This is a genomic window from Bradyrhizobium sp. STM 3557 (assembly GCF_045571465.1).
Lineage (GTDB): Bacteria > Pseudomonadota > Alphaproteobacteria > Rhizobiales > Xanthobacteraceae > Bradyrhizobium.
In genome coordinates, this window is record NZ_CP120697.1 from 2,067,628 (window position 1) to 2,086,501 (window position 18,874).

At 63.8% G+C, this 18,874-nt stretch carries 22 protein-coding genes; 11 read left to right on the forward strand and 11 right to left on the reverse strand.

All coding sequences use genetic code 11. The features are described 5' to 3' along the window. Positions 1-7 precede the first annotated feature (7 nt). Entirely contained in the window at positions 8-739 is a 732-nt protein-coding gene (locus P6U24_RS09220) for an amino acid ABC transporter ATP-binding protein (RefSeq protein WP_407158819.1), read from the forward strand. 215 nt (positions 740-954) lie between these two features. Then, on the forward strand, positions 955-1,812 hold the full coding sequence (locus tag P6U24_RS09225) for a D-amino-acid transaminase (protein ID WP_407158820.1): 858 nt from the start codon (positions 955-957) through the stop codon (positions 1,810-1,812). Between the two features lie 4 nt (positions 1,813-1,816). Here P6U24_RS09225 and P6U24_RS09230 read toward each other — a convergent pair whose 3' ends face one another. Beyond that, positions 1,817-3,304 carry an MDR family MFS transporter gene (locus P6U24_RS09230; protein WP_407160404.1) on the reverse strand — a complete coding sequence of 496 codons (1,488 nt, stop codon included), beginning with the start codon at positions 3,302-3,304 and terminating at the stop codon, positions 1,817-1,819. Positions 3,305-3,453: 149 nt separating this feature from the next. Next, the gene (locus P6U24_RS09235) at positions 3,454-4,611 is read right to left on the reverse strand and encodes an HlyD family secretion protein (protein WP_407158821.1); all 1,158 of its coding nucleotides are present in this window, start codon (positions 4,609-4,611) and stop codon (positions 3,454-3,456) included. A 130-nt stretch (positions 4,612-4,741) separates the two neighbouring features. Between P6U24_RS09235 and P6U24_RS09240 the strand changes: the two genes are divergently transcribed. Continuing rightward, a complete protein-coding gene (locus P6U24_RS09240) occupies positions 4,742-5,653 on the forward strand; it encodes a LysR family transcriptional regulator (RefSeq protein WP_407158822.1) in 912 nt (303 codons plus the stop codon). Positions 5,654-5,660: 7 nt separating this feature from the next. On the opposite strand, the gene P6U24_RS09245 is transcribed toward P6U24_RS09240, so the two are convergent. Further along, positions 5,661-6,560, reverse strand: a complete 900-nt coding sequence (locus tag P6U24_RS09245; RefSeq protein ID WP_407158823.1) for a peptidyl-alpha-hydroxyglycine alpha-amidating lyase family protein — start codon at positions 6,558-6,560, stop codon at positions 5,661-5,663. Positions 6,561-6,566: 6 nt separating this feature from the next. Between P6U24_RS09245 and P6U24_RS09250 the strand changes: the two genes are divergently transcribed. From P6U24_RS09250 to mctP, 4 genes are all read left to right on the forward strand, one after another. Next, complete coding sequence (locus P6U24_RS09250; RefSeq protein WP_407158824.1) at positions 6,567-6,875, forward strand: hypothetical protein; 309 nt, start codon at positions 6,567-6,569, stop codon at positions 6,873-6,875. A gap of 238 nt (positions 6,876-7,113) precedes the next feature. Further along, positions 7,114-7,662 (forward strand): GlcG/HbpS family heme-binding protein, encoded by a 549-nt coding sequence (locus P6U24_RS09255; RefSeq protein ID WP_407158825.1) that lies wholly within the window; start codon positions 7,114-7,116, stop codon positions 7,660-7,662. Positions 7,663-7,818: 156 nt separating this feature from the next. Then, complete coding sequence (locus P6U24_RS09260; RefSeq protein WP_407160405.1) at positions 7,819-8,001, forward strand: DUF3311 domain-containing protein; 183 nt, start codon at positions 7,819-7,821, stop codon at positions 7,999-8,001. A 13-nt stretch (positions 8,002-8,014) separates the two neighbouring features. Beyond that, entirely contained in the window at positions 8,015-9,508 is a 1,494-nt protein-coding gene (gene mctP, locus P6U24_RS09265) for a monocarboxylate uptake permease MctP (RefSeq protein WP_407158826.1), read from the forward strand. 60 nt (positions 9,509-9,568) lie between these two features. Here mctP and P6U24_RS09270 read toward each other — a convergent pair whose 3' ends face one another. Beyond that, the gene (locus P6U24_RS09270; RefSeq protein ID WP_407158827.1) at positions 9,569-10,054 is read right to left on the reverse strand and encodes a cupin domain-containing protein; all 486 of its coding nucleotides are present in this window, start codon (positions 10,052-10,054) and stop codon (positions 9,569-9,571) included. Between the two features lie 187 nt (positions 10,055-10,241). Here P6U24_RS09270 and P6U24_RS09275 point away from each other — a divergent pair, with 187 nt between their 5' ends. Then, complete coding sequence (locus P6U24_RS09275) at positions 10,242-10,841, forward strand: DUF1080 domain-containing protein (RefSeq protein ID WP_407158828.1); 600 nt, start codon at positions 10,242-10,244, stop codon at positions 10,839-10,841. A gap of 78 nt (positions 10,842-10,919) precedes the next feature. Here P6U24_RS09275 and P6U24_RS09280 read toward each other — a convergent pair whose 3' ends face one another. The 5 genes from P6U24_RS09280 to P6U24_RS09300 all read right to left on the reverse strand — a co-directional run bounded on the left by P6U24_RS09280 (position 10,920) and on the right by P6U24_RS09300 (position 14,995). Continuing rightward, the gene (locus P6U24_RS09280) at positions 10,920-12,116 is read right to left on the reverse strand and encodes a hypothetical protein (RefSeq protein WP_407158829.1); all 1,197 of its coding nucleotides are present in this window, start codon (positions 12,114-12,116) and stop codon (positions 10,920-10,922) included. A 431-nt stretch (positions 12,117-12,547) separates the two neighbouring features. Then, complete coding sequence (locus P6U24_RS09285; protein WP_407158830.1) at positions 12,548-12,679, reverse strand: hypothetical protein; 132 nt, start codon at positions 12,677-12,679, stop codon at positions 12,548-12,550. Positions 12,680-12,833: 154 nt separating this feature from the next. Beyond that, on the reverse strand, positions 12,834-13,433 hold the full coding sequence (gene wrbA, locus P6U24_RS09290) for an NAD(P)H:quinone oxidoreductase (protein WP_407158831.1): 600 nt from the start codon (positions 13,431-13,433) through the stop codon (positions 12,834-12,836). A gap of 38 nt (positions 13,434-13,471) precedes the next feature. Continuing rightward, a complete protein-coding gene (locus P6U24_RS09295; protein ID WP_407158832.1) occupies positions 13,472-14,170 on the reverse strand; it encodes a pirin family protein in 699 nt (232 codons plus the stop codon). A 72-nt stretch (positions 14,171-14,242) separates the two neighbouring features. Further along, positions 14,243-14,995, reverse strand: a complete 753-nt coding sequence (locus tag P6U24_RS09300; protein WP_407158833.1) for an SDR family NAD(P)-dependent oxidoreductase — start codon at positions 14,993-14,995, stop codon at positions 14,243-14,245. A gap of 114 nt (positions 14,996-15,109) precedes the next feature. On the opposite strand from P6U24_RS09300, the gene P6U24_RS09305 reads away from it, so the two are divergent. From P6U24_RS09305 to P6U24_RS09315, 3 genes are all read left to right on the forward strand, one after another. Continuing rightward, positions 15,110-16,033, forward strand: coding sequence for a LysR family transcriptional regulator (locus tag P6U24_RS09305; protein WP_407158834.1), 924 nt, complete (start codon positions 15,110-15,112; stop codon positions 16,031-16,033). A 96-nt stretch (positions 16,034-16,129) separates the two neighbouring features. Then, positions 16,130-17,119 (forward strand): tripartite tricarboxylate transporter substrate binding protein, encoded by a 990-nt coding sequence (locus P6U24_RS09310; RefSeq protein WP_407158835.1) that lies wholly within the window; start codon positions 16,130-16,132, stop codon positions 17,117-17,119. A gap of 190 nt (positions 17,120-17,309) precedes the next feature. Further along, positions 17,310-17,642 carry a hypothetical protein gene (locus P6U24_RS09315; RefSeq protein WP_407158836.1) on the forward strand — a complete coding sequence of 111 codons (333 nt, stop codon included), beginning with the start codon at positions 17,310-17,312 and terminating at the stop codon, positions 17,640-17,642. On the opposite strand, the gene P6U24_RS09320 is transcribed toward P6U24_RS09315, so the two are convergent. Further along, on the reverse strand, positions 17,627-18,130 hold the full coding sequence (locus tag P6U24_RS09320; RefSeq protein ID WP_407158837.1) for a YbaK/EbsC family protein: 504 nt from the start codon (positions 18,128-18,130) through the stop codon (positions 17,627-17,629). The genes P6U24_RS09315 and P6U24_RS09320 overlap by 16 nt on opposite strands. Further along, positions 18,127-18,867, reverse strand: coding sequence for a haloacid dehalogenase type II (locus P6U24_RS09325; protein ID WP_407158838.1), 741 nt, complete (start codon positions 18,865-18,867; stop codon positions 18,127-18,129). Before P6U24_RS09325 ends, P6U24_RS09320 begins: the two co-directional genes overlap by 4 nt. Between the last annotated feature and the right edge of the window lie 7 nt (positions 18,868-18,874).

Sequence of the window (18,874 nt, forward strand, 5' to 3'; positions counted from 1 at the left end):
TGTTCGCATGATCGAAATCAGCCACGTCAATAAATGGTACAGCCCGGCCTTCCAGGTGCTGAAGGATTGCACGACCTTTGTCGCGAAGGGGGAGGTGGTGGTGGTCTGCGGCCCCTCGGGATCGGGCAAGTCGACGCTCATCAAATGCGTCAATGCGCTGGAGCCTTTCCAGGAGGGCGTGATCACCATCGACGGCATCAAGGTCAACGATTCCAAGACCAACCTGCCCAAGCTGCGCTCGCGCGTCGGCATGGTGTTCCAGCATTTCGAGCTGTTTCCGCACCTCAAGATCATCGACAATCTTTGCCTGGCGCAGGAGAAGGTGCTGGGCCGCAGGCATGACGAGGCGAGCGCCAAAGGCATGAAGCTGCTCGAACGGGTCGGGCTGAAGGAGCAGGCGCAGAAATTCCCCGCACAGCTGTCCGGCGGCCAGCAGCAGCGCGTCGCGATCGCACGCGCGCTTGCCATGGACCCGATCGCGATGCTGTTCGACGAGCCGACCTCGGCGCTCGATCCCGAGATGATCAGCGAGGTGCTCGACGTCATGGTCGATCTCGCCCGCGAAGGCATGACCATGATGGTTGTCACCCACGAGATGGGCTTTGCGAGGAAAGTCGCCAATCGCGTCATCTTCATGGACCGCGGCGAGATCGTCGAGGATGCGAAGAAGGAGGATTTCTTCGGCAAGCCGCGCAGCGAGCGCGCCCAGCAGTTCCTGTCGAAGATCCTGTCGCACTGATTCCCACCGCTGTCATGCTCCGCGCAGGCGGAGCATCCAGTACTCAGCGGCAGAAGAGATCGAACCGAAGCGTCGCGGCGTACTGGATCGTCCGCCGGAGCCTGTCATCCGGCCGGCCGAAGGCCGGACCGGGTGGCGGACGATGACACCGGGGGCAACCTCCGGGGCAAGGCCGCAGCCCTGAGCCAGGAAACTCGAAGTTTAGGAGAAAGACCTTGGACCCGATCGCTTACGTCAACGGCTCGTTCGTTCCGCTCTCCGAGGCCAAGGTCTCGATCCTCGACCGCGGTTTCCTGTTCGCCGACGGCATCTACGAGGTCGCGGCGGTCCTGGACGGCAAGCTGGTCGACAGTGCCTCGCATCTGGCGCGGCTGGAGCGCTCGGTCGGCGAGATCGGCCTCGCGCTGCCGGAGAGCGTCGCGCGAATTGAGGAATTGCAGAAGGAGCTGATCGCGCGCAACCAGCTCGACAACGGCATGGTCTATCTGCAGGTCACCCGCGGCGCCGACAAGAGCCGGGACTTTCCCTTTCCGAAGGGCGTGACGCCGACCCTGATCATGTTCGTCACTGTGAAGGACATCGTCAACGCGCCGTCGGCCAAGACCGGCATCGGCGTCATCACCGTGCCTGACATCCGCTGGGCGCGGCGCGACATCAAGAGCGTGGCGCTGCTCGCGCAGGTGCTCGCGAAGCAGGCGGCGGCAGCGGCCGGCGCCGGCGAAGCCTGGATGATCGAGGATGGCCAGATCACCGAGGGAGGCTCGTCCTCGGCCTTCATCCTGACAAAGGACGACGTGATCGTGACGCGGCCGAATTCGAATGCGATCCTGCCGGGCTGCACCCGCAAGGCGGTAGTGGCGCTTGCCGAGGAGCGGCAGCTCAAGGTCGAGGAGCGGGCGTTCACTGTCGAAGAGGCACTCAAGGCCAAGGAGGCCTTCATCACCAGCGCAAGCGCGTTCGTGCAGCCGGTGGTCACGATTGACGGCAAGCCGGTTGGCGATGGCAGGGTCGGGCCGATGGCGACGCGGCTGCGCGAGATCTACATCGATTTCGCGCGCGCCACGGCAGTGTGAGTCATCAGTGCGCTTCACCCGCGCTGACGTGATCGGGCTTCTTCAAGAGCGCCGTCGCGATCAGCGCAACGATCAGGGCGACGCCGAGCAGGTAGAAGGTGTCGCTGAAAGCGAGGATGAAGGCCTGTTTCTGCACGGTGTGGCCGATCGCGACATAGGCACGGTGGGCTGCATCAACCCGGTCGATCACACCGTGATTGACGAAGTACTGGGTGAGCTGGTCGAGCCTGTTGAGGGTCGCCTGTTCGAGCAGCGAGACGGATTGCATCAGCACATTGGAGTGATATTGCTCGCGTTTGGTGAGGAACGTCTGCAGCACCGCGATGCCGACCGCGCCGCCGAGATTGCGCATCATGTTGAACAGGCCGGAAGCGGAGCCGGCATGCTCGTGCTCGATGCCGGCGGTCGCAACGGCTGACAGGGGGGCCATCACCAGCGCCTGGCCCACGGCGCGGACCACGTTCGGCCAGAACAGCTGGTCGGTGGCGTAGTCGTTGGTCATGAAGATGTTCATGAAGTTGGAAGCCGCGAACAGCGCAAAGCCCACGCCGATCACAATCCTCGCGTCGACCTTCTGCATCAGCCGCGGCACCAGCGGAATCAAGACGAGCTGCGGCAGTCCGGTCCAGGCCAGCACCATGCCGATCTGCTCGGCATTGTAGCCCTGGATGCGGGAGAGATAGACCGGCAGGATGTAGACTGAGCCGTACAGCGCGGTGCCGAGCAGGACATTGGCGAGGATGCCGAAGCCGAAATTGCGGCGGAACAGCAGGCGCAGGTTCAAGAGCGGCTTCTCGGTGGTGAACTCGATCACCAGGAACAGGCCGAGCGCGATGACCGCGATCACGGTGAGGCGGACGATGAAGGGCGAACCGAACCAATCGTCTTTGTTGCCCTCCTCGAGCACGGTCTGCAGCGCGGAGAGGCCGATCGCCATCGTGATGATGCCGGGCCAGTCGCCCTGGCGCAGCAAGGAGAGCTTCATCGGCTTGGCGTCGAGCGAGAAGTACAGCATGGCGACCATCACCGCGCCCGGCACGATGTTGACGTAGAAGATGTACTGCCAGCCCCAGTTCTCCGTCAGATAGCCGCCGATGGTCGGCCCGATTGCAGGCGCGAAGGTGGCGGAGATCGCGAACAGCGCGAGGCCCACCGGCTGCTTCGCCTTCGGCAGCAGGGTGATGATCAGGGTGAAGGCCATCGGGATCAGCACGCCGCCGGTGAAGCCCTGCACGGCGCGCAGCGCGATCATCTGCGGCAGGTCCTGCGCCAGCGCGCAGGCCGCCGACAGGATGAGGAACAGCACCGCATTGGTGAGCAGATAGATGCGGATCGAGAACACCTGGGCGAGCCAGCCGCTCAAGGGGATCACGACGATCTCGGCGATGAGATAGGAGGTCGAGATCCAGCCGCCATCGTCGATGCCGGCGCCGATCGCGCCCTGCACGTCGGCCAGCGAGGCGTTGACGATCTGGATGTTGAGCACCGCCATGAAGGCGCCGAGCGTGGCGCCGAGCACCGCGACCCAGGTGCGCGCCGAGACCTCTGGCGTCGCGGCAGGAACCCGCGCAGTCCCGGCTTGCGCGGCGGGAAGGGAGGGGAGCGTGGATTGCAGCGCGGTCATCGGAGCCTCCTTCAGCTTCAACCGCCGTTCGGGCGGGACGCCGGACGATTGGTCGCGACTTGTCGGCCGGACGCGCGCTCGGCGATCACGGTCGCCTTGGTGTCGACGGTCGGCTCGACCGACATCCCCGGCCGCAACAGGCCGTTCAGATCGTGCGCATCGAGCACGATCTTCACCGGCACGCGCTGCACGATCTTGGTGAAATTGCCGGTGGCGTTGTCGGGCGGCAGCAGCGCGAATTCGAGCCCTGACGCAGGTGACAGGCTGTCGACATGGCCCTTGAGCGGCGTGCCGCGGAAGCTGTCGATGCGCAGCTCGACCGGCTGGCCGTCCCCCATATGCGTGAGCTGCGTCTCCTTGAAATTGGCGACGACATAGACCTGATCCAGCGGCACGACCGCCATCAGCTGCGTGCCGGCCTGCACGAACTGCCCGACCCGCAGCGTGCGTGCGCCGACAGTGCCGTCGACCGGCGCGGTGATCTCCGTGTAGGACAGGTTCAGCTCGGCCTGCTGCGCAACGGCCCGCGCATGGTCGAGCTGCGCGACCGCCTTGGCGCGGTCGGTCGCCAGCACCTCGAGCTTCTTGTTGGCCGCGATCAAGCCGGCCTGGCCCTGCTGCAGTTGCGCGGTCTGGGCGCGCAGGGCCGCGTCGGTCTGCTGCGCCCGCTGCACGGTGCCGGAGCCGGACTTCATCAGCTCGTCATAGCGAGCGCGTTCCTGCTCGGCGAATTTGAGGTTGGCGTCGGCTGCATCGACCTCGGCGGCCTGCTGCGCGATGATGGGCTTCTGCAGCTCGATCTGGGCGTCGAGATTGCGGACCGCAGCCTCCGAAGCTGCGAGGTCGGCGCGGGCCTGCGCCAATGCTGTCTTGAAATCGCGGTCGTCGATGCGGGCAAGGAGTTGGCCGGCCTTGACCTTCTCGTTGTCGCTGACCAGCACCGCGGCGATGTAACCGGAGACCTTTGGCGAGATCAGCGTGGAGTCGGCTTTGACATAGGCATCGTCGGTGGTCTCCAGGTAGCGGCCGACGGTCAGATAGTCATAGCCATAATCCGCGGCGGCCGTGACGCCGAGCGCCAGGGCCAACCCGATGGCGGCGCGCTTGATCGCATTCCGCGACGGCGCCGCGCCGATTTTTTGTTTCGGATCAGAGACATAATCGAGGCTGGACATGGTGATCTCCGAACAACGCGTTCGCGCCCAGGGCGCCTGTTGCCCGGTAAGATGCGATGTCTTCCTCGGTCTGATAATCTGGCAAAAACTAGAAGGATTATCCTGTGATAGCGTATAATGCGGGGTGGCAATGGATCGCTTGACCAGCCTGACGGCCTTCGTCCGCGTGGTCGACGCCGGCGGGTTCTCAGCCGCCGGCCGCCGCCTCAACATGTCGACCACCATGGTGAGCAGCCACGTGCAGGCGCTGGAGGACCGGCTCGGTGTCCGGCTGCTCAACCGCACGACGCGCAAGGTCAGTCTGACCGAGGTCGGCAAGGCCTATTACGATCGCGCCACGCAGATCCTCGCCGATCTCGAACAAGCCGACAACATCGCCAGCACCTTGCAATCGACGCCGCGCGGCACGCTGCGCCTCTATATCGCAACCCACCTCGTCCCATTCGTGGTGCCGGTCGTGACCGAGTTCATGTCGACCTATCCCGAGGTCAAGCTCGAAGTCATGATGGGCGAGCGCGAGGTCGACATGATCGAGGAGGGATTTGATCTGGCAGTTCGGCTGGTGCCGCCACGCGACTCCAGTCTGATCACCCGCAGCCTTGCTACGTGGCGCCACGTGCTGTGCTGCTCACCCGCCTATATCGGGAAACATGGCATGCCGCGTCAGTTGTCCGACCTTGCCGCACACAACTGCATGCGGCACGTGCATTACCCGTATCAGGACGAATGGCGATTTCTCGATCCCACTGGCGCACCGGTTGCGCTGCGGATTTCCGGTCAGCTCGTTACGAACAGTGGCGAGACGCTGCGTCAAGCTGCACTCAATGGCGTCGGCATCAGCCTCGCCGCCGGATTTTTGGTTCGCGGCGATCTCGATGCAGGTCATCTGGTGCGGCTATTGCCGGACTATCGGCCGCTCGAATTTGCCGTCAACGCGAGCTATCCGCATCGGCATTACCTTGCGGCGAAAGTGCGGATCTTCATCGATCTTTTGGCGCGCCACAGCGCCGATCAGAAGAAGCTGATAGATCCCTATACCTGAGGGCCGATCAGGGCTTCAGGATCAGCTTCTGCACGCGCCAGTTCAGGAGCTCGCCGACGTAGAGCGTGTTCTCTGACGGACAGGCGATGGCGTGGATCCAACCGAACTGCTTCGGCTGCTTGCCGGACTGCCCGAGCATGCCGAGCACTTTGCCGTCGAGCGAGAGCTTGTAGATGCGGCCTGGCCAGGCATCGGAGCTGTAGAGCACCTGGTGCGGCGGCGGCGTGATGCAGAGCGCCCAGGGCGATCCTGGTGCGAAGGTGCCGCCCTTGATCATCGCCTCGTCCGGGATCTTGCCGATCGCGGGCTTGGCATCCGGCGGCACGGGCACGTCGATGGTGAACTGGCGCAGGAATTTGCCGTCGCTATCGAAGACCTGGATGCGATGGTTGCCGCGGTCGGCGACATAGACGTTCCCGTCGGCATCGGTTGCGATCGAATGCGGCGTGTTGAACTGCCCAGGCTCGCTGCCGCGGTCACCCCAGGATTTGACCCAGTTGCCGTCCCTGTCCACCTTGGCAACGCGCGAATTGATGTAGCCGTCGCTGATGAAAGCGTTGCCTTGCTTGTCCCAGGCGACATCAGTGACCTGGCGGAAGCGGCCGTCCTCGGCCGGCAGCGGCGGTTTCGGGTGCTTGAGCGGGGCGGTGTCCTCGTCGGATGCCTCCTGCTTGCGGCCGAACACCATCAGCACCCGGCCCTGGGGATCGAACTTGATGACCATGTCCGAGCCCTTGTCCGTGACCCAGATATTGTCCTGCGGGTCGACCTTGACCGTATGGGCGAACGACCATGCATAGAGGTTCTTGCCCATCTCGCCGATATATTTGCCGCTGGCGTCGAATTCGAGCAATTGCGCCGCAGCGGCGGCGTAGGCGGGACCTGTCGTGTTGCCCCGCGAGAGCACGTAAACGTGCCCCTTGGAACCGCGACGCCGGAGACCTCGCCGAAATACATGTTGCGAGGCAGCTTCAGCGGGTTGGGCACCGACTCGAAATTGATCGATGGTACGGATTGCTGCGCCAGCGCGGGCGAGGCGAAAAGCAGCAGGCATCCGAGCAGCGCGCGCTTCATGTCGATCCTCCCAAGTGAAAGTTTGCTTGTTTTTGCTGTTGGTACCAATGCTAGTCTGTTGGCGATCGCGACGTCCATCACCGTGGTCGCGCGGCCGTCGCGCACGCAGCGCATAACAACAAGGAAACGCATAACAACAAGGAAATGAGCCGGAGTGATGCACCACTCCCGATCCGCAATGCTGTCCTTCAATCCAGGCGTGGTTGTTCGCGGTTGCGACGCCGGTGCCGCCACCGGACGCAAACGGCACCACGATCTTGATGATGTGGTCGGGATAAGCCGCGGGTTGGAATATTGATTGTGCACAGGGGTTGCAGGGAGTCGTCCACGGCGCCGCCGTTCGGAGACGAGATCGGCAAATCATAGACAACATGGGGAGGAATGAGATGCGTTCGATTGTTCTGACGGTACTCGGCGTCTGCGCCGTCACGGCCATATGCCTGCCTGCGACGGCGCAGAATGCTGCGGCGCCCGCTGCTCCGCCAGCCCCGCCGGCAGCGGGCGGCACGCCCGATGCGATGCCGTTCGATATTCCCTATGGCACGCCGATCGGACTCGAACGGGCGAAGGAAGTGCTGGCGGCCGCCGAGGCCGAGGCCAAGAAACGGAACTGGAAGATGAACATCGCCGTGGTCGACACGCATGGCGAGCTCGTGCATTTCGCCCGCATGGACGGTGCACAGCTCGCCTCCGTGCCGATCTCGATCGGCAAGGCGCGGACGGCGGCGCGCTTCCGCCGAGAGACGCGCGCGTTCTACAATGCGTTTGAGACCGGTCATCCCTATGTCAGCACGCTCGATCCGACGCTGGTTGCAAGTCCGGGCGGCTTTCCGCTGGTGGAAGGCGGCAAGCTGATCGGCGCGATCGGCTGCAGCGGCGGCACCGGCGATCAGGACGCCGCCATCTGCAAGATCGGCGCCGAGCTCGTGAAGTAGGGCAGTGCGGCGATGCGGCGGCAGCGGTTATGCTGCTGCCGGCGCGGTTTCGCGACGAAGCGCGCCTGCGAAGCCAATCGCAATAAGTTTATTTTGATTGCGCCATTCCGTGACGAATAAGGGCAGCCAAACTCGCCATCGATGAGGCTTTCCTTGATCCGATTGCTGCTGCTGGTGCCCTTTGTCGGACTGCTCTGGGTACCGTTCTATAATTTCATGGAGCCGGAGCTGTTCGGCTTCCCCTTCTTCTACTGGTATCAGCTCGCCTGGGTGCCGATCTCGTCGCTTCTGATCTGGCTGGTCTATCGCAGCCAGCCACACGACGACCAAGCCAATTGAGCGAGTGCACGCGATGCCCGGTCAGATCCAATGGGTAGCCGTCTCGGTTTTCGTCTTCTTCTTTGCGCTCGTCACCGTGATGGGCTTCGTCGCGTCCCGCTGGAAATCGGGGCCGGTGAGCGAGCATCTCGATGAATGGGGTCTCGGTGGCCGTCAGTTCGGCACCTGGATCACCTGGTTTCTGGTCGGCGGCGATTTCTACACTGCGTACACCGTAATCGCAGTGCCGGCGCTGGTCTATGCGGTCGGCGCCTACGGCTTCTTCGCGCTGCCATACACGATCATCGTCTATCCCTTCGTGTTCGCGGTGATGCCGGTGCTGTGGAAGGTGGCGCATCGCAACGGTTATGTCACGGCAGCCGACGTCGTCCATGGCGCCTATCAGTCGCGCGCCCTGGAGCTTGCGGTCGCGCTCACCGGCATCGTTGCGACCATGCCCTATATCGCGCTGCAGCTGGTCGGCATGGGCGCTGTCATCAAGACCATGGGCCTCCAGGGCGAATTGCCGATCGTCGCGGCCTTCATCATCCTTGCGCTCTACACTTACAGCTCCGGCCTGCGTGCACCGGCGCTGATCGCGTTCGTCAAGGACATCATGATCTATATCGTGGTGCTGACGGCGGTCGTGGTGGTGCCGGCCAAGCTCGGCGGCTATGGCGCGGTGTTCGCCGCGGCGGGCGATGCCTTTGCCGCCAAAGGCGGCACAACGGGTCTGACGCTTCACCCATCGCTGTATCTTGCCTATTCGACGCTCGCGCTGGGCTCGGCGCTCGCGGCCTTCATGTATCCGCACACGCTGACGGGCGTGTTCGCCTCCAAGTCGGCCGACACGATCCGCAAGAACGCGATCCTGCTGCCGGCTTATACGTTGCTGCTCGGCCTCATCGCGCTGCTCGGCTACATGGCCCATGCGGCGCAGCTCAAGGTGAGCTCGCCGAACGAGGTGGTGCCGCAGCTGTTCCAGACGCTGTTCCCGTCCTGGTTCTCGGGCTTCGCCTTTGCTGCCATCGCGATCGGCGCCCTGGTGCCGGCCGCAGTGATGAGCATCGGCGCCGCCAATCTGTTCACGCGCAATGTCTGGAAGGCCTATGTCAATCCGGCGATCACGCACGCCGGTGAAGCCAGTGTCGCCAAGATCACCTCGCTCGTGGTCAAGGTCGGCGCGCTCGCCTTCACGCTGTTCCTGCCGGTGCAGTATGCGCTCGACCTGCAGCTGCTCGGCGGCCTCTGGATCCTGCAGACTTTCCCGGCGCTGGTGTTCACACTGTTCACGCGCTGGTTCCGCGCTGAAGGCCTGTTCGCGGGCTGGGCGGTCGGCATCCTCTGGGGCACGTATACGGCCTGGAGCAACGGGCTGAAGCCGCTTGCGACCATGACGCTGGGCGAGACCACCTACAGCTTCTATGTCGGGCTCGGCGCGCTGATCCTCAACGTCGTCGTGGCGGCGCTGGCCTCCGCGATCCTCGGCCGGCGCTCGCCCGTCACTGAAGCTGCCGCGCCTTCGTAACGCTCTTCATTTTGGCACCAACATTCGCTCTCCCGAATGCTGGGGCCAAGAAGCAGCGCGTCACTTCTCCTCCGGTACGGCGGTCGCCGTTCCCGGACCTTCGCCCATGATCAGGAGCACGGCGTCCTCGTCCTTGGCGCCGTCCCAGTGCACCTGCTTGCCGAAATGGGTGACGAAGCTGCCGGCCGGCATCGGCACCGAGCTGTGCTCGGGATCGAATTTCGCGCCGGTGCCGACCCACCATGTGCCTTGCAGCACCACGATGTAGCGATCGTTGGGATGGAAGTGCGGGTGGCTGAAATGATGCCCCTTGGTCCATTTGTTGTAGACCATGTAGAAGCCGGGCTTGTCGGGATCACCGACCACGACCGCCATCTGTGCGCCGCGCGCATCGACCGGACCCCAAGGAATTTGATCCGGCAGCTTGTAAGCCAGGGCAGCGGGATTGAGTTCTGCGGCCGAGCCGACGCTCAACGTAGCCGCAAATACGACGGGGAGAGCGAGATGGCGCCAGCCGCGCCAATGCATATTCCGGCGTGTGTCCATCCTCACGACAATCCTCCTGACATGACCTGCGGCCGTCTTTGGCAGCTATGTTAGCTGGGGCCGCTGTCCAAGGGCAAGCAAGCGCGATGCGTCGTTGACAACGCAACTGCAGCATTGAAACGGTGCTTGCACTGCGCGGCACTTTGCTATTGTGCTGCTCCGATACGACCCAAGGAGAGGACTTTCGATGCGTTATCGCTCTTTCATTCTCGCGGCTGGATTTCTGATCGGCGCCGTTGCTTTTCAATCCGGCCGCGCGGCATCGGCCGAGGATGGCTGGATCACGCTGCTCGACAGCACCCACAAGGGCGACTGGAGCGAGGTCGGCAAGGCCAATTGGGAGATGAAGGACGGCGCGCTGACCGCCGACAAGCTCGACGGCAAGGATCTCGCCTATCTCGTCTCCAAGGACAGCTACAAGGATTTCCAGATCCGGGCCGAGTTCTGGGTGGATGATGCGGCCAACAGCGGCATCTTCATCCGTTGCGACAAGTCCGACGCGATCGACTCCAAGATCTGCTACGAGGTGAATGTGTTCGACAAGCGGCCCGATCCGAAATACGGCACCGGTGCGATCGTCGATGTCTCCAAGGTCGATCCGATGCCGAAGGCCGGTGGCAAGTGGAACACTTATGAGATCACCGCCAAGGGGCCGCATCTCACCGTCGTGCTGAACGGCGAAAAGACGGCCGATGTCGATGACAGCACGCATGCGAGCGGGCCGATCGCCCTGCAATATGGCTCAGGCGTGGTGAAGTTCCGGAAGGTGCAGATCAAGCCGCTATAGCGCAACGCGGCTGTGAGCTCCGGGAGCCGGCCGCCAATACGGCCGGCTCTCCAGACAGCAGATTGAGCGCATCGCGCGTCAGGCGCTCCAGTCGACGCGCGCGAGCGTCTTCACCAGCAGATCATTTGTGATGTGAACGGCCGGGTCGAACGCGACACGGTTGGTGCGCTGGGATTTCCAGTCGCTGCCTATCTCGCCGAAACGGCTGAACGAGAAATTCCGGCTGCACGGCAGATAGGAGGGCAGCCATGACGCGACCGAATGGACATGCCATTGCACGTCGCGTGGACACCGCGCCGGCACTACTGTCCATTTTGGCAGACAGCGGCTTAGGTCCCGCCGGCCACGCCGCCAGGACCAGCGGTAGTCCGGCGGCATCAGGATCGAGAAGTCGCGATGGCGCGGCAGCCGATCGCCGGGATCGGCATCGGGGCCGTCAACGCCGATGATCCAGCGCCCACGATACCGGACGAAGCCGTAGTGGGAGCGTTCGGCCGCCTCGAACACCGAGCGCCCATCCTGCGACAGCACCAGTTCGTTGACATCGGAGTTCATTGCGCTGCGCGCATGCTGCAGGAAGCACCAGCGCGCGTGCTCCCATGCACCGAGCCGACAGACATCGGCGTGATCCCGACTGTTCGTACCTTGAGCACCGCGGGGATAGGGCCATTCGACCACGACTGAGCAAGCGATGCCCCGGATCGATTGCAGTGCTTGGCTCAGCGTCGCGCCGTCATAAGCAGCCGAGCCGTTGTCGTAGATCAGCACGGCATCGGCGCCATGGATATCGCGATTGAACCGGACCCAATCGAGGATCCACGCGACCGGATTGTCCTTCGAGATCGTGAAGATGACACGGCGATCGCGGAACATCTCGCTGTGGCTCGGCGACAGCGGAATCGTGATATCACCGATCGGTCCACGCGCTTGCACCGCGTTGGCGCGAATGCCGGTCAGCCAGATCTGCGCATGGCGGTCGTAAGTCTTGATGTCTGCCCGGCAGATCTCGCCATCGCCCGTGAATGTCGTGGCGGCGATCTCGTCCGCGAGATTGAAGAGGGGCGGCGCCAGCAGCACGGCCTCGCCATCGCCGAGGTCGAGCGCGTCGTAGAGCAGCGTGGTGGCGTCGAACTGTTGCGCGAAATCCATGCCATGGGGTCGCGGGGCGCGCATCGGCTCGCGCCGCGCATCGGTGAAATCCGGAAGCTGCAGCTCGCGGGTCCGGCAGACGGCATGGACCAGGGCCGACCGGTCATGTCCCAGCATGAACAGCATGTGTCCTCGCGTGCCCTGTTTCGAGAGTATGAGATGCCCGGAGCGCCCTGAACTGTCGGTCGTCGGACAACATGTCGAAGCGGGCTTTTGCGACGGCATGTCAGCAACTGCCGTGCCATCGGTGGAGAACGGAGAGATGCGTGGGGCGGGCGAAATCGGCCAGGGTTTTACGCGGCAATCGTCAAGGACATCGCAGGCTGCCCCGATTTGGTGCGGTCGCGGCACAGCATTGCTGTCTGAAATCGAAACAAGGTTTGGAAGAATTCGTACCAGGTCTCACGGATTAACTATGAGTGTCGCAGGTGCATGCAACAACAGACGCGGCCGGCCCGGCGTCGTGAGTTGTCAAACCCATATGGGGACAAGCTCAATGAATGGCCACGAAGCCAATGGCGCACCTCCGACGGATGGCGCGCCAACCGGTCGACGGCTCAGGCTGCCCCGCATTCCGCACAGCGCCGCTGGCCGCGGGTGGCCCGGAACAGTCCCTTGCAATACCAGCGCCGCGCCATCGCCTGCAGTGGGCTGCGCGCCATGTTTATGATCATGAAGAGTTCGAGCATGGCAAAATCCTTCTTCCCCCCGCATCAGATGGTGCGACCCAACCTGCGAGAGGAGTGCCGCATGCGTCGCATCAGCCATGCAGCAGAGTTGACGTTTGCCGTTCCTTCATTACGACGTCATGCAAACGTCAACTCCAGCGTTACGGGCGTAACATTAACTATGTAGTTTCTTCGCGGTCTCTGCGATGACGCGTCCCTGATAGCGCGCCCCGGCGAGTTCGTTCGCGCTGGGCTGCCGGCTGCCGTCACCACCGGTGATCGTCGTCGCACCATAGGGCGAGCCGCCCGTCACCTCGTCGAGCTTCATCTGTCCGGCGAAGCCGTAGTTCAGACCGATCACCGTCATGCCGAAATGCAGGAGGTTGGTAATGATCGAGAACAGCGTGGTCTCCTGGCCGCCATGTTGGGTCGCGGTCGAGGTGAAGGCGCCGCCGACCTTGCCGTGCAGCGCGCCCGTCGCCCAGAGGCCGCCGGCCTGGTCGAGAAAGTTGGCCATCTGCGACGCCATGCGGCCGAAGCGGGTGCCGGTGCCGATGATGATGGCGTCGTAGTTGGCGAGCTCCTCGACCTTGGCGATTGGTGCGGCCTGATCGAGCTTGTAGTGCGAGGCTTTGGCAATCTCGGCCGGTACCAATTCCGGCACGCGCTTGATGTCGACGGTGGCGCCGGCTTCACGGGCGCCTTCGGCGACCGCATTGGCCATTGCCTCGATATGGCCGTAGGCGGAGTAGTAGAGAACGAGAACTTTGGTCATGGAATGCTCCGTTGAGTTCAATGATCGTGAGTGAGGGGTCAGGCGGCATCCACCAGCACCAGCTCGGAATCTTCGAGCGCGGTGATCGTGAGCCTGGCTTCGTCGTGGATCGCAGCGCCGTCGCGGGCGTTGACACGAACGCCATTGACCTCGACGCTGCCGGTCGCCGGCACCAGATAAAGGTGCCGTGAGGCGTTGGCGTCGTATTCGGCGAGCTCGCCGGCGCGCAGCGTGGTGCCGAGCACGCGGGCGTTGGCGCGGATCGGCAGCGCGTCGGCATCATCGGCAAAACCGCTCGCCAGCGTCATCAGTCTGCCGGAGCGGTCCGCCTTGGGGAACGGCTTGGCGCCCCAGGTCGGCTGGCCGCCTTCGGTGGTCGGCTCGATCCAGATCTGGAAGATCCGCGTCGTGATTGGCTCCAGATTGTATTCGGAGTGGCGGATGCCGCTGCCGGCGCTCATGACCTGCACGTCGCCTGCCTCGGTCCGGCCCTTGTTGCCAAGACTGTCCTGGTGGGTGATCGCCCCTTCGCGGACATAGGTGATGATCTCCATGTTGGCGTGCGGGTGGGCCGGAAAGCCGGTGTTCGGCGCGATCTCGTCGTCGTTCCACACCCGCAACGCGCCATGGCTCACATTGTTCGGATCGTAATAGCTGGCGAACGAGAAGTGATGCTTCGCCTTCAGCCAGCCGTGGTCGGCGGCGCCGAGTGTCGCGAATGGTTTGAGCTCGATCATGGATTGTTCCCCTTATTGAATGGATCAGTGCCGGCCGCGACCCGCGGCCGGGCCTGGCGGCTGCGCTCGGGCTCAGGCGTTGAAGCCGCCGTCGACGTCGAGCACCGTGCCGGTGACGAATGAGGCGTCCGGGCTGGCGAGGAAGACGACGCCGGCTGCGATCTCCTCGGGCCTTGCGAACCGCTTCAGCGCATGTTGCTGGCGCTGCGCCTCGGCAAATTCGCGGTCGTCATCCGGGTTCATGTCGGTGTTGGTCGAGCCCGGCTGCAGCACGTTCACGGTAATGCCGCGCGGTCCCAGGTCTCGTGCCGCGCCCTTTGTGTAGCCGACGATCGCAGCCTTGCTGGCGACGTAATCGGCGACGCCCGGGAAGGTGGCGCGTGTTGCAAGATCGGAGCCGATGGTGACGATGCGGCCACCGTCGCCCATCAGCCGCGACGCCGCGCGGATCGCCGTGATCACGCCGTGCACGTTCACGGCATCCTGCCGGTCGAGTGCCGCAGAGTCGGCCTTGGGATCATCGACCGCGCCGACAGCCACCACACCGGCATTGTTGATGAGAATGTCGAGGTGGCCGAAATCGCGGGCAACATTGTTGACCAGTTGCTCGACCTCCCTGCTCGATGCCTGGTCAGCCCTGTAGGCGCGCGCCGTGACGCCCTTGGCTTTCAGCTCCGTCACCAGGGCCTCGGCCTTCTCGGGCGAGGCGACGTAGCTGATCGCGACATGGGCGCCTTCCTCGGCCAGTGCGCGGGCGGTGGCTGCGCCGATGCCGCGCGAACCGCCGGTGACGAGGGCAACCTTTCCTGAGAGCTTCTTGGTCATCGGATTTCTCCGCTGCTGAAATTTGCGATGACGTCTGGATATGCCTCCGCAGCTAGTGTAGAAATAGAAATGATCGAAACGAATTGTTTCTAAAAGCGAGACATAGTTTCCGCGATGGCAAAACTTCCCGATTTCGAGGCGATGGCGATCTTCGCGAAGGTGGTCGAGCTGCGCTCCTTCGCAGGCGCCGCGCAGGATCTCGCGCTCTCCAAGGCCACGGTCTCGAAGGCAGTTGGCCGGCTGGAAGAGCGGCTCGGCACGCGGCTGTTCAACCGCACTTCGCGCCGCCTTGCGCTCACCGATGCCGGCCAGCGGCTATCGGAGCGTGCGGCACGCTTGCTCGCCGAAGGCGAGGAGGCCGAGACTGAAGCCCTGGCGCAGTCGGTCGTGCCGCGCGGGCTGGTGCGCTTCGCGGTGCCGATGACCTTCGGTGTCAAGCGCATCGCGCCGCTGCTGCCTGCGTTCCTTGCGGAATATCCGGAGGTCTCGATCGACCTTCACTTGAGCGATGCGACGGTCGATCTGGTCGGCGAGGGCTTTGACCTTGCGCTCCGAATTGCCCGGCTGCCGGATTCCTCGCTGATCGCGCGGCGCCTGTGCGGCATGCCGCGCTATACGGTGGCGGCGCCGTCCTATCTGAAACGGCACGGGCGGCCATCTCATCCTATGCATCTCGCCGAGCACAAATGCTTCGGCTATGCCTATCTCTCGAACCCCGCTGTCTGGACCTACACCAACGGGACCGGCGAGCAGGCGAGCGTCCGTCCCGGCGGACAGCTTCGCGTCAACAACGGCGAGGCGGTGCTGCCGGCGGTTGTCGCTGGTCTCGGCATTGCGGATCTTCCCGAATTCATCATTGGGGATGCGATCGCCGCCGGGGCGGTCGAGGTGATCCTGAAAGGCTGGAAACAGGTGGAAGGCGCGGTACATCTGGTGATGCCGCCCGGCGGACCGCGGCCGGCACGGGTCGAGGTGCTCACGGAGTTTCTGGTCACGGAATTGGCGAAAGGCAAAAAGGGCAGATCGGCGCAGCGCTGAGCATGAGACGCCTGCATTGCCGCGCAATGTCATGCTGACGGACGAACGCAGTTCGGGTTAGGCTTTCCCCAAGCAAAAAACGGGGAGGGATGGCCGATGAACCGACGCGATTTTCTGCACGCTGCAGCTGCGGCGCCACTGCTTGGACAGGCGCTTGCGGACAGCGCGTTCGCGGACGATGCCTATCCCAGCCGCAACATCACAATGGTCGTGCCATTCCCCGCCGGCGGACAAGCCGATCTTGCCGCGCGCCCGGTGGCCGCGGCGATGGAGCGGATTCTCGGCAAGCCCGTGATCGTCGACAACCGCGCCGGTGGCGGCGGCGGCTCGGTCGGCAATGCGCAGGCCGCGCGTGCCGCGCCCGATGGCTACACGCTGTTGATGACGCTGTCGTCACTGGCTGTGTTGCCGGAAGCCGACCGGCTGTTCAATCGTCCCGTCGCCTATGAGGTCGCGCAGTTCGCGCCGATCGCGCGCGTGCTGGCGGATCCGACCCTGCTTGCGGTGCCGGCCACGGCGCCCTGGAAGACGCTCGCGGAGTTCGTCGAAGATGCCAGGGCGCGCCCCGGCGAAATTCCGTACGGCTCATCCGGCCCCTATGGCGTGCTGCATGTTGCGATGGAGATGTTTGCCGCGAGTGCCGACATCAAATTGCTGCACGTGCCGTTTCGCGGTGGCAGCCCCGCCTTGACCGCGCTGCTCAGCGGCACGGTGCAGGCGATGGCCGCAGCGCCCGGCACCGTGAAGCCGCAGGTCGATGATGGCCGGCTGCGCGTGCTCGCCAATTGGGGCGCCGCGCGCATTCCGAGCTTCCCTGATACGCCGACCTTCATCGAGCTCGGCCACAAGGACGTCGAGATGTACATCTGGGCTGGCCTGTTCGCGCCGCGCGCGCTTCCACAAGCCATCATGACGCGGCTGCGCGAAGCGATGGCACAGGTCGCGACCAGCCCAGACGTGACGAAATCCTTCGAGGCTGCTGGTAGCATGGTCGCCTATCTCGATGCGCCGGACTTCGCAAAATTCGTTGCGACAGACAGTGCGCGATTGATTGCGGCGGTGAAGCGGATCGGCCGGGTGGAGTGACGATGCCACTGGCAGGCATTTCACCGTAACGACAGGCGCGAGCTCACGCGTGGTTGTGTGGACGTGTGGTTCCAAATCAGCGCGATCACGTCTTGTTGTCTGATGCGAACCTTCCCGCGCCCCGGTCATTGGGCAGCTTGGGTGCCCCTGTCGCGGGGAAGCATGATTTCGAACGAGGGAAGGGCACGGCATGCGCGTGCAAGGATTGGTTTTGTTTGTCTCGGCGTTGATGATGGGCGGCATGGCCGTGGATCCGGCGGTCTCGCAGGAAAATCGTGGAACTGAGGAGCAGCGGATGGCCTGCACGCCGGATGTCTGGCGATTGTGCGGAGCAGAGATTCCCGATGTTGAGCGCATCAAGGCCTGTCTGCGCGCCAACGTGCCTCGCCTCAGCCCGCCCTGCCGCGCGGTGTTCGAAACGGCGAGCACGGAGCCACGCCGCGGCGCGCGTCGTCCGGTAGCGCCGCCACCACCACCCTATCAGACCTATCCGCAGTATCCCGCCTATCAGGACGACGAGTGATCGGCGCCCTGCAGCGTGCTCTCGGCGGGATGCTGGCAGACGTCGACCCATTCGGCTGATGTCAGCTCGGCCAAGCGGTGAGGCGTGATCTTCACCGCGCTGTGGGTCGAGCCCGCAGCCGGCACCACAATATCGAAAGCCTTCAGCGACACATCGCAATAGACCGGCAGCGGCATCTTCAGCCCGAACGGGCAGACGCCGCCGACCTCGTGGCCGGTGATGTCGGCGACCTCTTCGAGGCCTAGCATCTTCGGCTTGCCACCGAACAGCGCCTTGACCTTCTTGTTGTCCATCCGTGTCGTGCCGGCGGCCACGATCAGGATGACGCGATCGCCGATCCGTAGCGACAGGGTCTTGGCGATGCGCGCCGGCTCGACGCCATAGGCTTCCGCCGCGAGCGCGACAGTCGCCGAGCTCTGGACGGATTCGATCACGTTGATGTCGGGGGCTTTTTCCGCGAAGAAGGCGCGGACGGATGCAAGGCTCATGCGCGGGCGACGATCTCAGGTAGTTCGGACAGGGCAGCAATACGATAATCCGGCGCAAAACCCAACTCGTCCATCTGGGTGCGCAAGGCATTGAACATTGTCAGTGGCGCGACGAGATCGCCTCTGGCGCAGGCCGCCGCCATGGCTCGCGCGCTTACCCGCTCGATCCAGGCCACGCGTAACCCGAAAGACTTGGCGCCGGAAGCGTCCCACGGATTGGACGAGACGAACAGCACGTCGGCCGGCGCGATATGAAGCGTGCTCTCGATCAACGCATAGGCATGCGGCCGCGGCTTGAACGCCTTGGCCGCATCGACGCTGATGACGGCATCGAGCAGGCAGTCGAGCCCGCTGTTGGTCACCAGCGGCTCCAGCATCGCCGGGCTGCCGTTGGATAGGATCGCGAGCTTGCGATCGTTCATTGCGCCGAGCGCGGCCAGCGCATCCGGATAGAGATCCAGATGCAGATATTTGTCCATGATCCGATCGAAAGTGGCCGCATCGCAGCTCAGGCCGACCGTGCGCAGCGTGTAGGCCAGGGAGTCGCGGGTCACAGTGGCGAAATCCTGGTAATGCCGCATCAGCGAGCGCAGCCAGGTGTATTCGAGCTGTTTGATGCGCCAGATTTGCGTGATCAGATCGCCATGGCCGGGAAACGCAGCCTCCGTCACCGCTGCGACCGACTGGATGTCGTACAGTGTGCCATAAGCGTCGAAGACCACGGCTTTGAACGGCATCGCGCGC

Excerpts from the sequence above, each read along its gene's own strand:
- P6U24_RS09220 (WP_407158819.1), top strand. The coding sequence starts at position 8 with ATGATCGAAATCAGCCACGTCAATAAATGGTACAGCCCGGCCTTCCAG.
- P6U24_RS09230 (WP_407160404.1), bottom strand. The coding sequence starts at position 3,304 with ATGGCGGTGCTCAACATCCAGATCGTCAACGCCTCGCTGGCCGACGTG.
- P6U24_RS09235 (WP_407158821.1), bottom strand. The coding sequence starts at position 4,611 with ATGTCCAGCCTCGATTATGTCTCTGATCCGAAACAAAAAATCGGCGCG.
- P6U24_RS09240 (WP_407158822.1), top strand. The coding sequence starts at position 4,742 with ATGGATCGCTTGACCAGCCTGACGGCCTTCGTCCGCGTGGTCGACGCC.
- P6U24_RS09255 (WP_407158825.1), top strand. The coding sequence starts at position 7,114 with ATGCGTTCGATTGTTCTGACGGTACTCGGCGTCTGCGCCGTCACGGCC.
- mctP (WP_407158826.1), top strand. The coding sequence starts at position 8,015 with ATGCCCGGTCAGATCCAATGGGTAGCCGTCTCGGTTTTCGTCTTCTTC.
- P6U24_RS09270 (WP_407158827.1), bottom strand. The coding sequence starts at position 10,054 with ATGGACACACGCCGGAATATGCATTGGCGCGGCTGGCGCCATCTCGCT.
- P6U24_RS09275 (WP_407158828.1), top strand. The coding sequence starts at position 10,242 with ATGCGTTATCGCTCTTTCATTCTCGCGGCTGGATTTCTGATCGGCGCC.
- P6U24_RS09280 (WP_407158829.1), bottom strand. The coding sequence starts at position 12,116 with ATGCTGTTCATGCTGGGACATGACCGGTCGGCCCTGGTCCATGCCGTC.
- P6U24_RS09285 (WP_407158830.1), bottom strand. The coding sequence starts at position 12,679 with ATGCTCGAACTCTTCATGATCATAAACATGGCGCGCAGCCCACTGCAG.
- wrbA (WP_407158831.1), bottom strand. The coding sequence starts at position 13,433 with ATGACCAAAGTTCTCGTTCTCTACTACTCCGCCTACGGCCATATCGAG.
- P6U24_RS09295 (WP_407158832.1), bottom strand. The coding sequence starts at position 14,170 with ATGATCGAGCTCAAACCATTCGCGACACTCGGCGCCGCCGACCACGGC.
- P6U24_RS09300 (WP_407158833.1), bottom strand. The coding sequence starts at position 14,995 with ATGACCAAGAAGCTCTCAGGAAAGGTTGCCCTCGTCACCGGCGGTTCG.
- P6U24_RS09305 (WP_407158834.1), top strand. The coding sequence starts at position 15,110 with ATGGCAAAACTTCCCGATTTCGAGGCGATGGCGATCTTCGCGAAGGTG.
- P6U24_RS09310 (WP_407158835.1), top strand. The coding sequence starts at position 16,130 with ATGAACCGACGCGATTTTCTGCACGCTGCAGCTGCGGCGCCACTGCTT.
- P6U24_RS09315 (WP_407158836.1), top strand. The coding sequence starts at position 17,310 with ATGCGCGTGCAAGGATTGGTTTTGTTTGTCTCGGCGTTGATGATGGGC.
- P6U24_RS09320 (WP_407158837.1), bottom strand. The coding sequence starts at position 18,130 with ATGAGCCTTGCATCCGTCCGCGCCTTCTTCGCGGAAAAAGCCCCCGAC.
- P6U24_RS09325 (WP_407158838.1), bottom strand. The coding sequence starts at position 18,867 with ATGCCGTTCAAAGCCGTGGTCTTCGACGCTTATGGCACACTGTACGAC.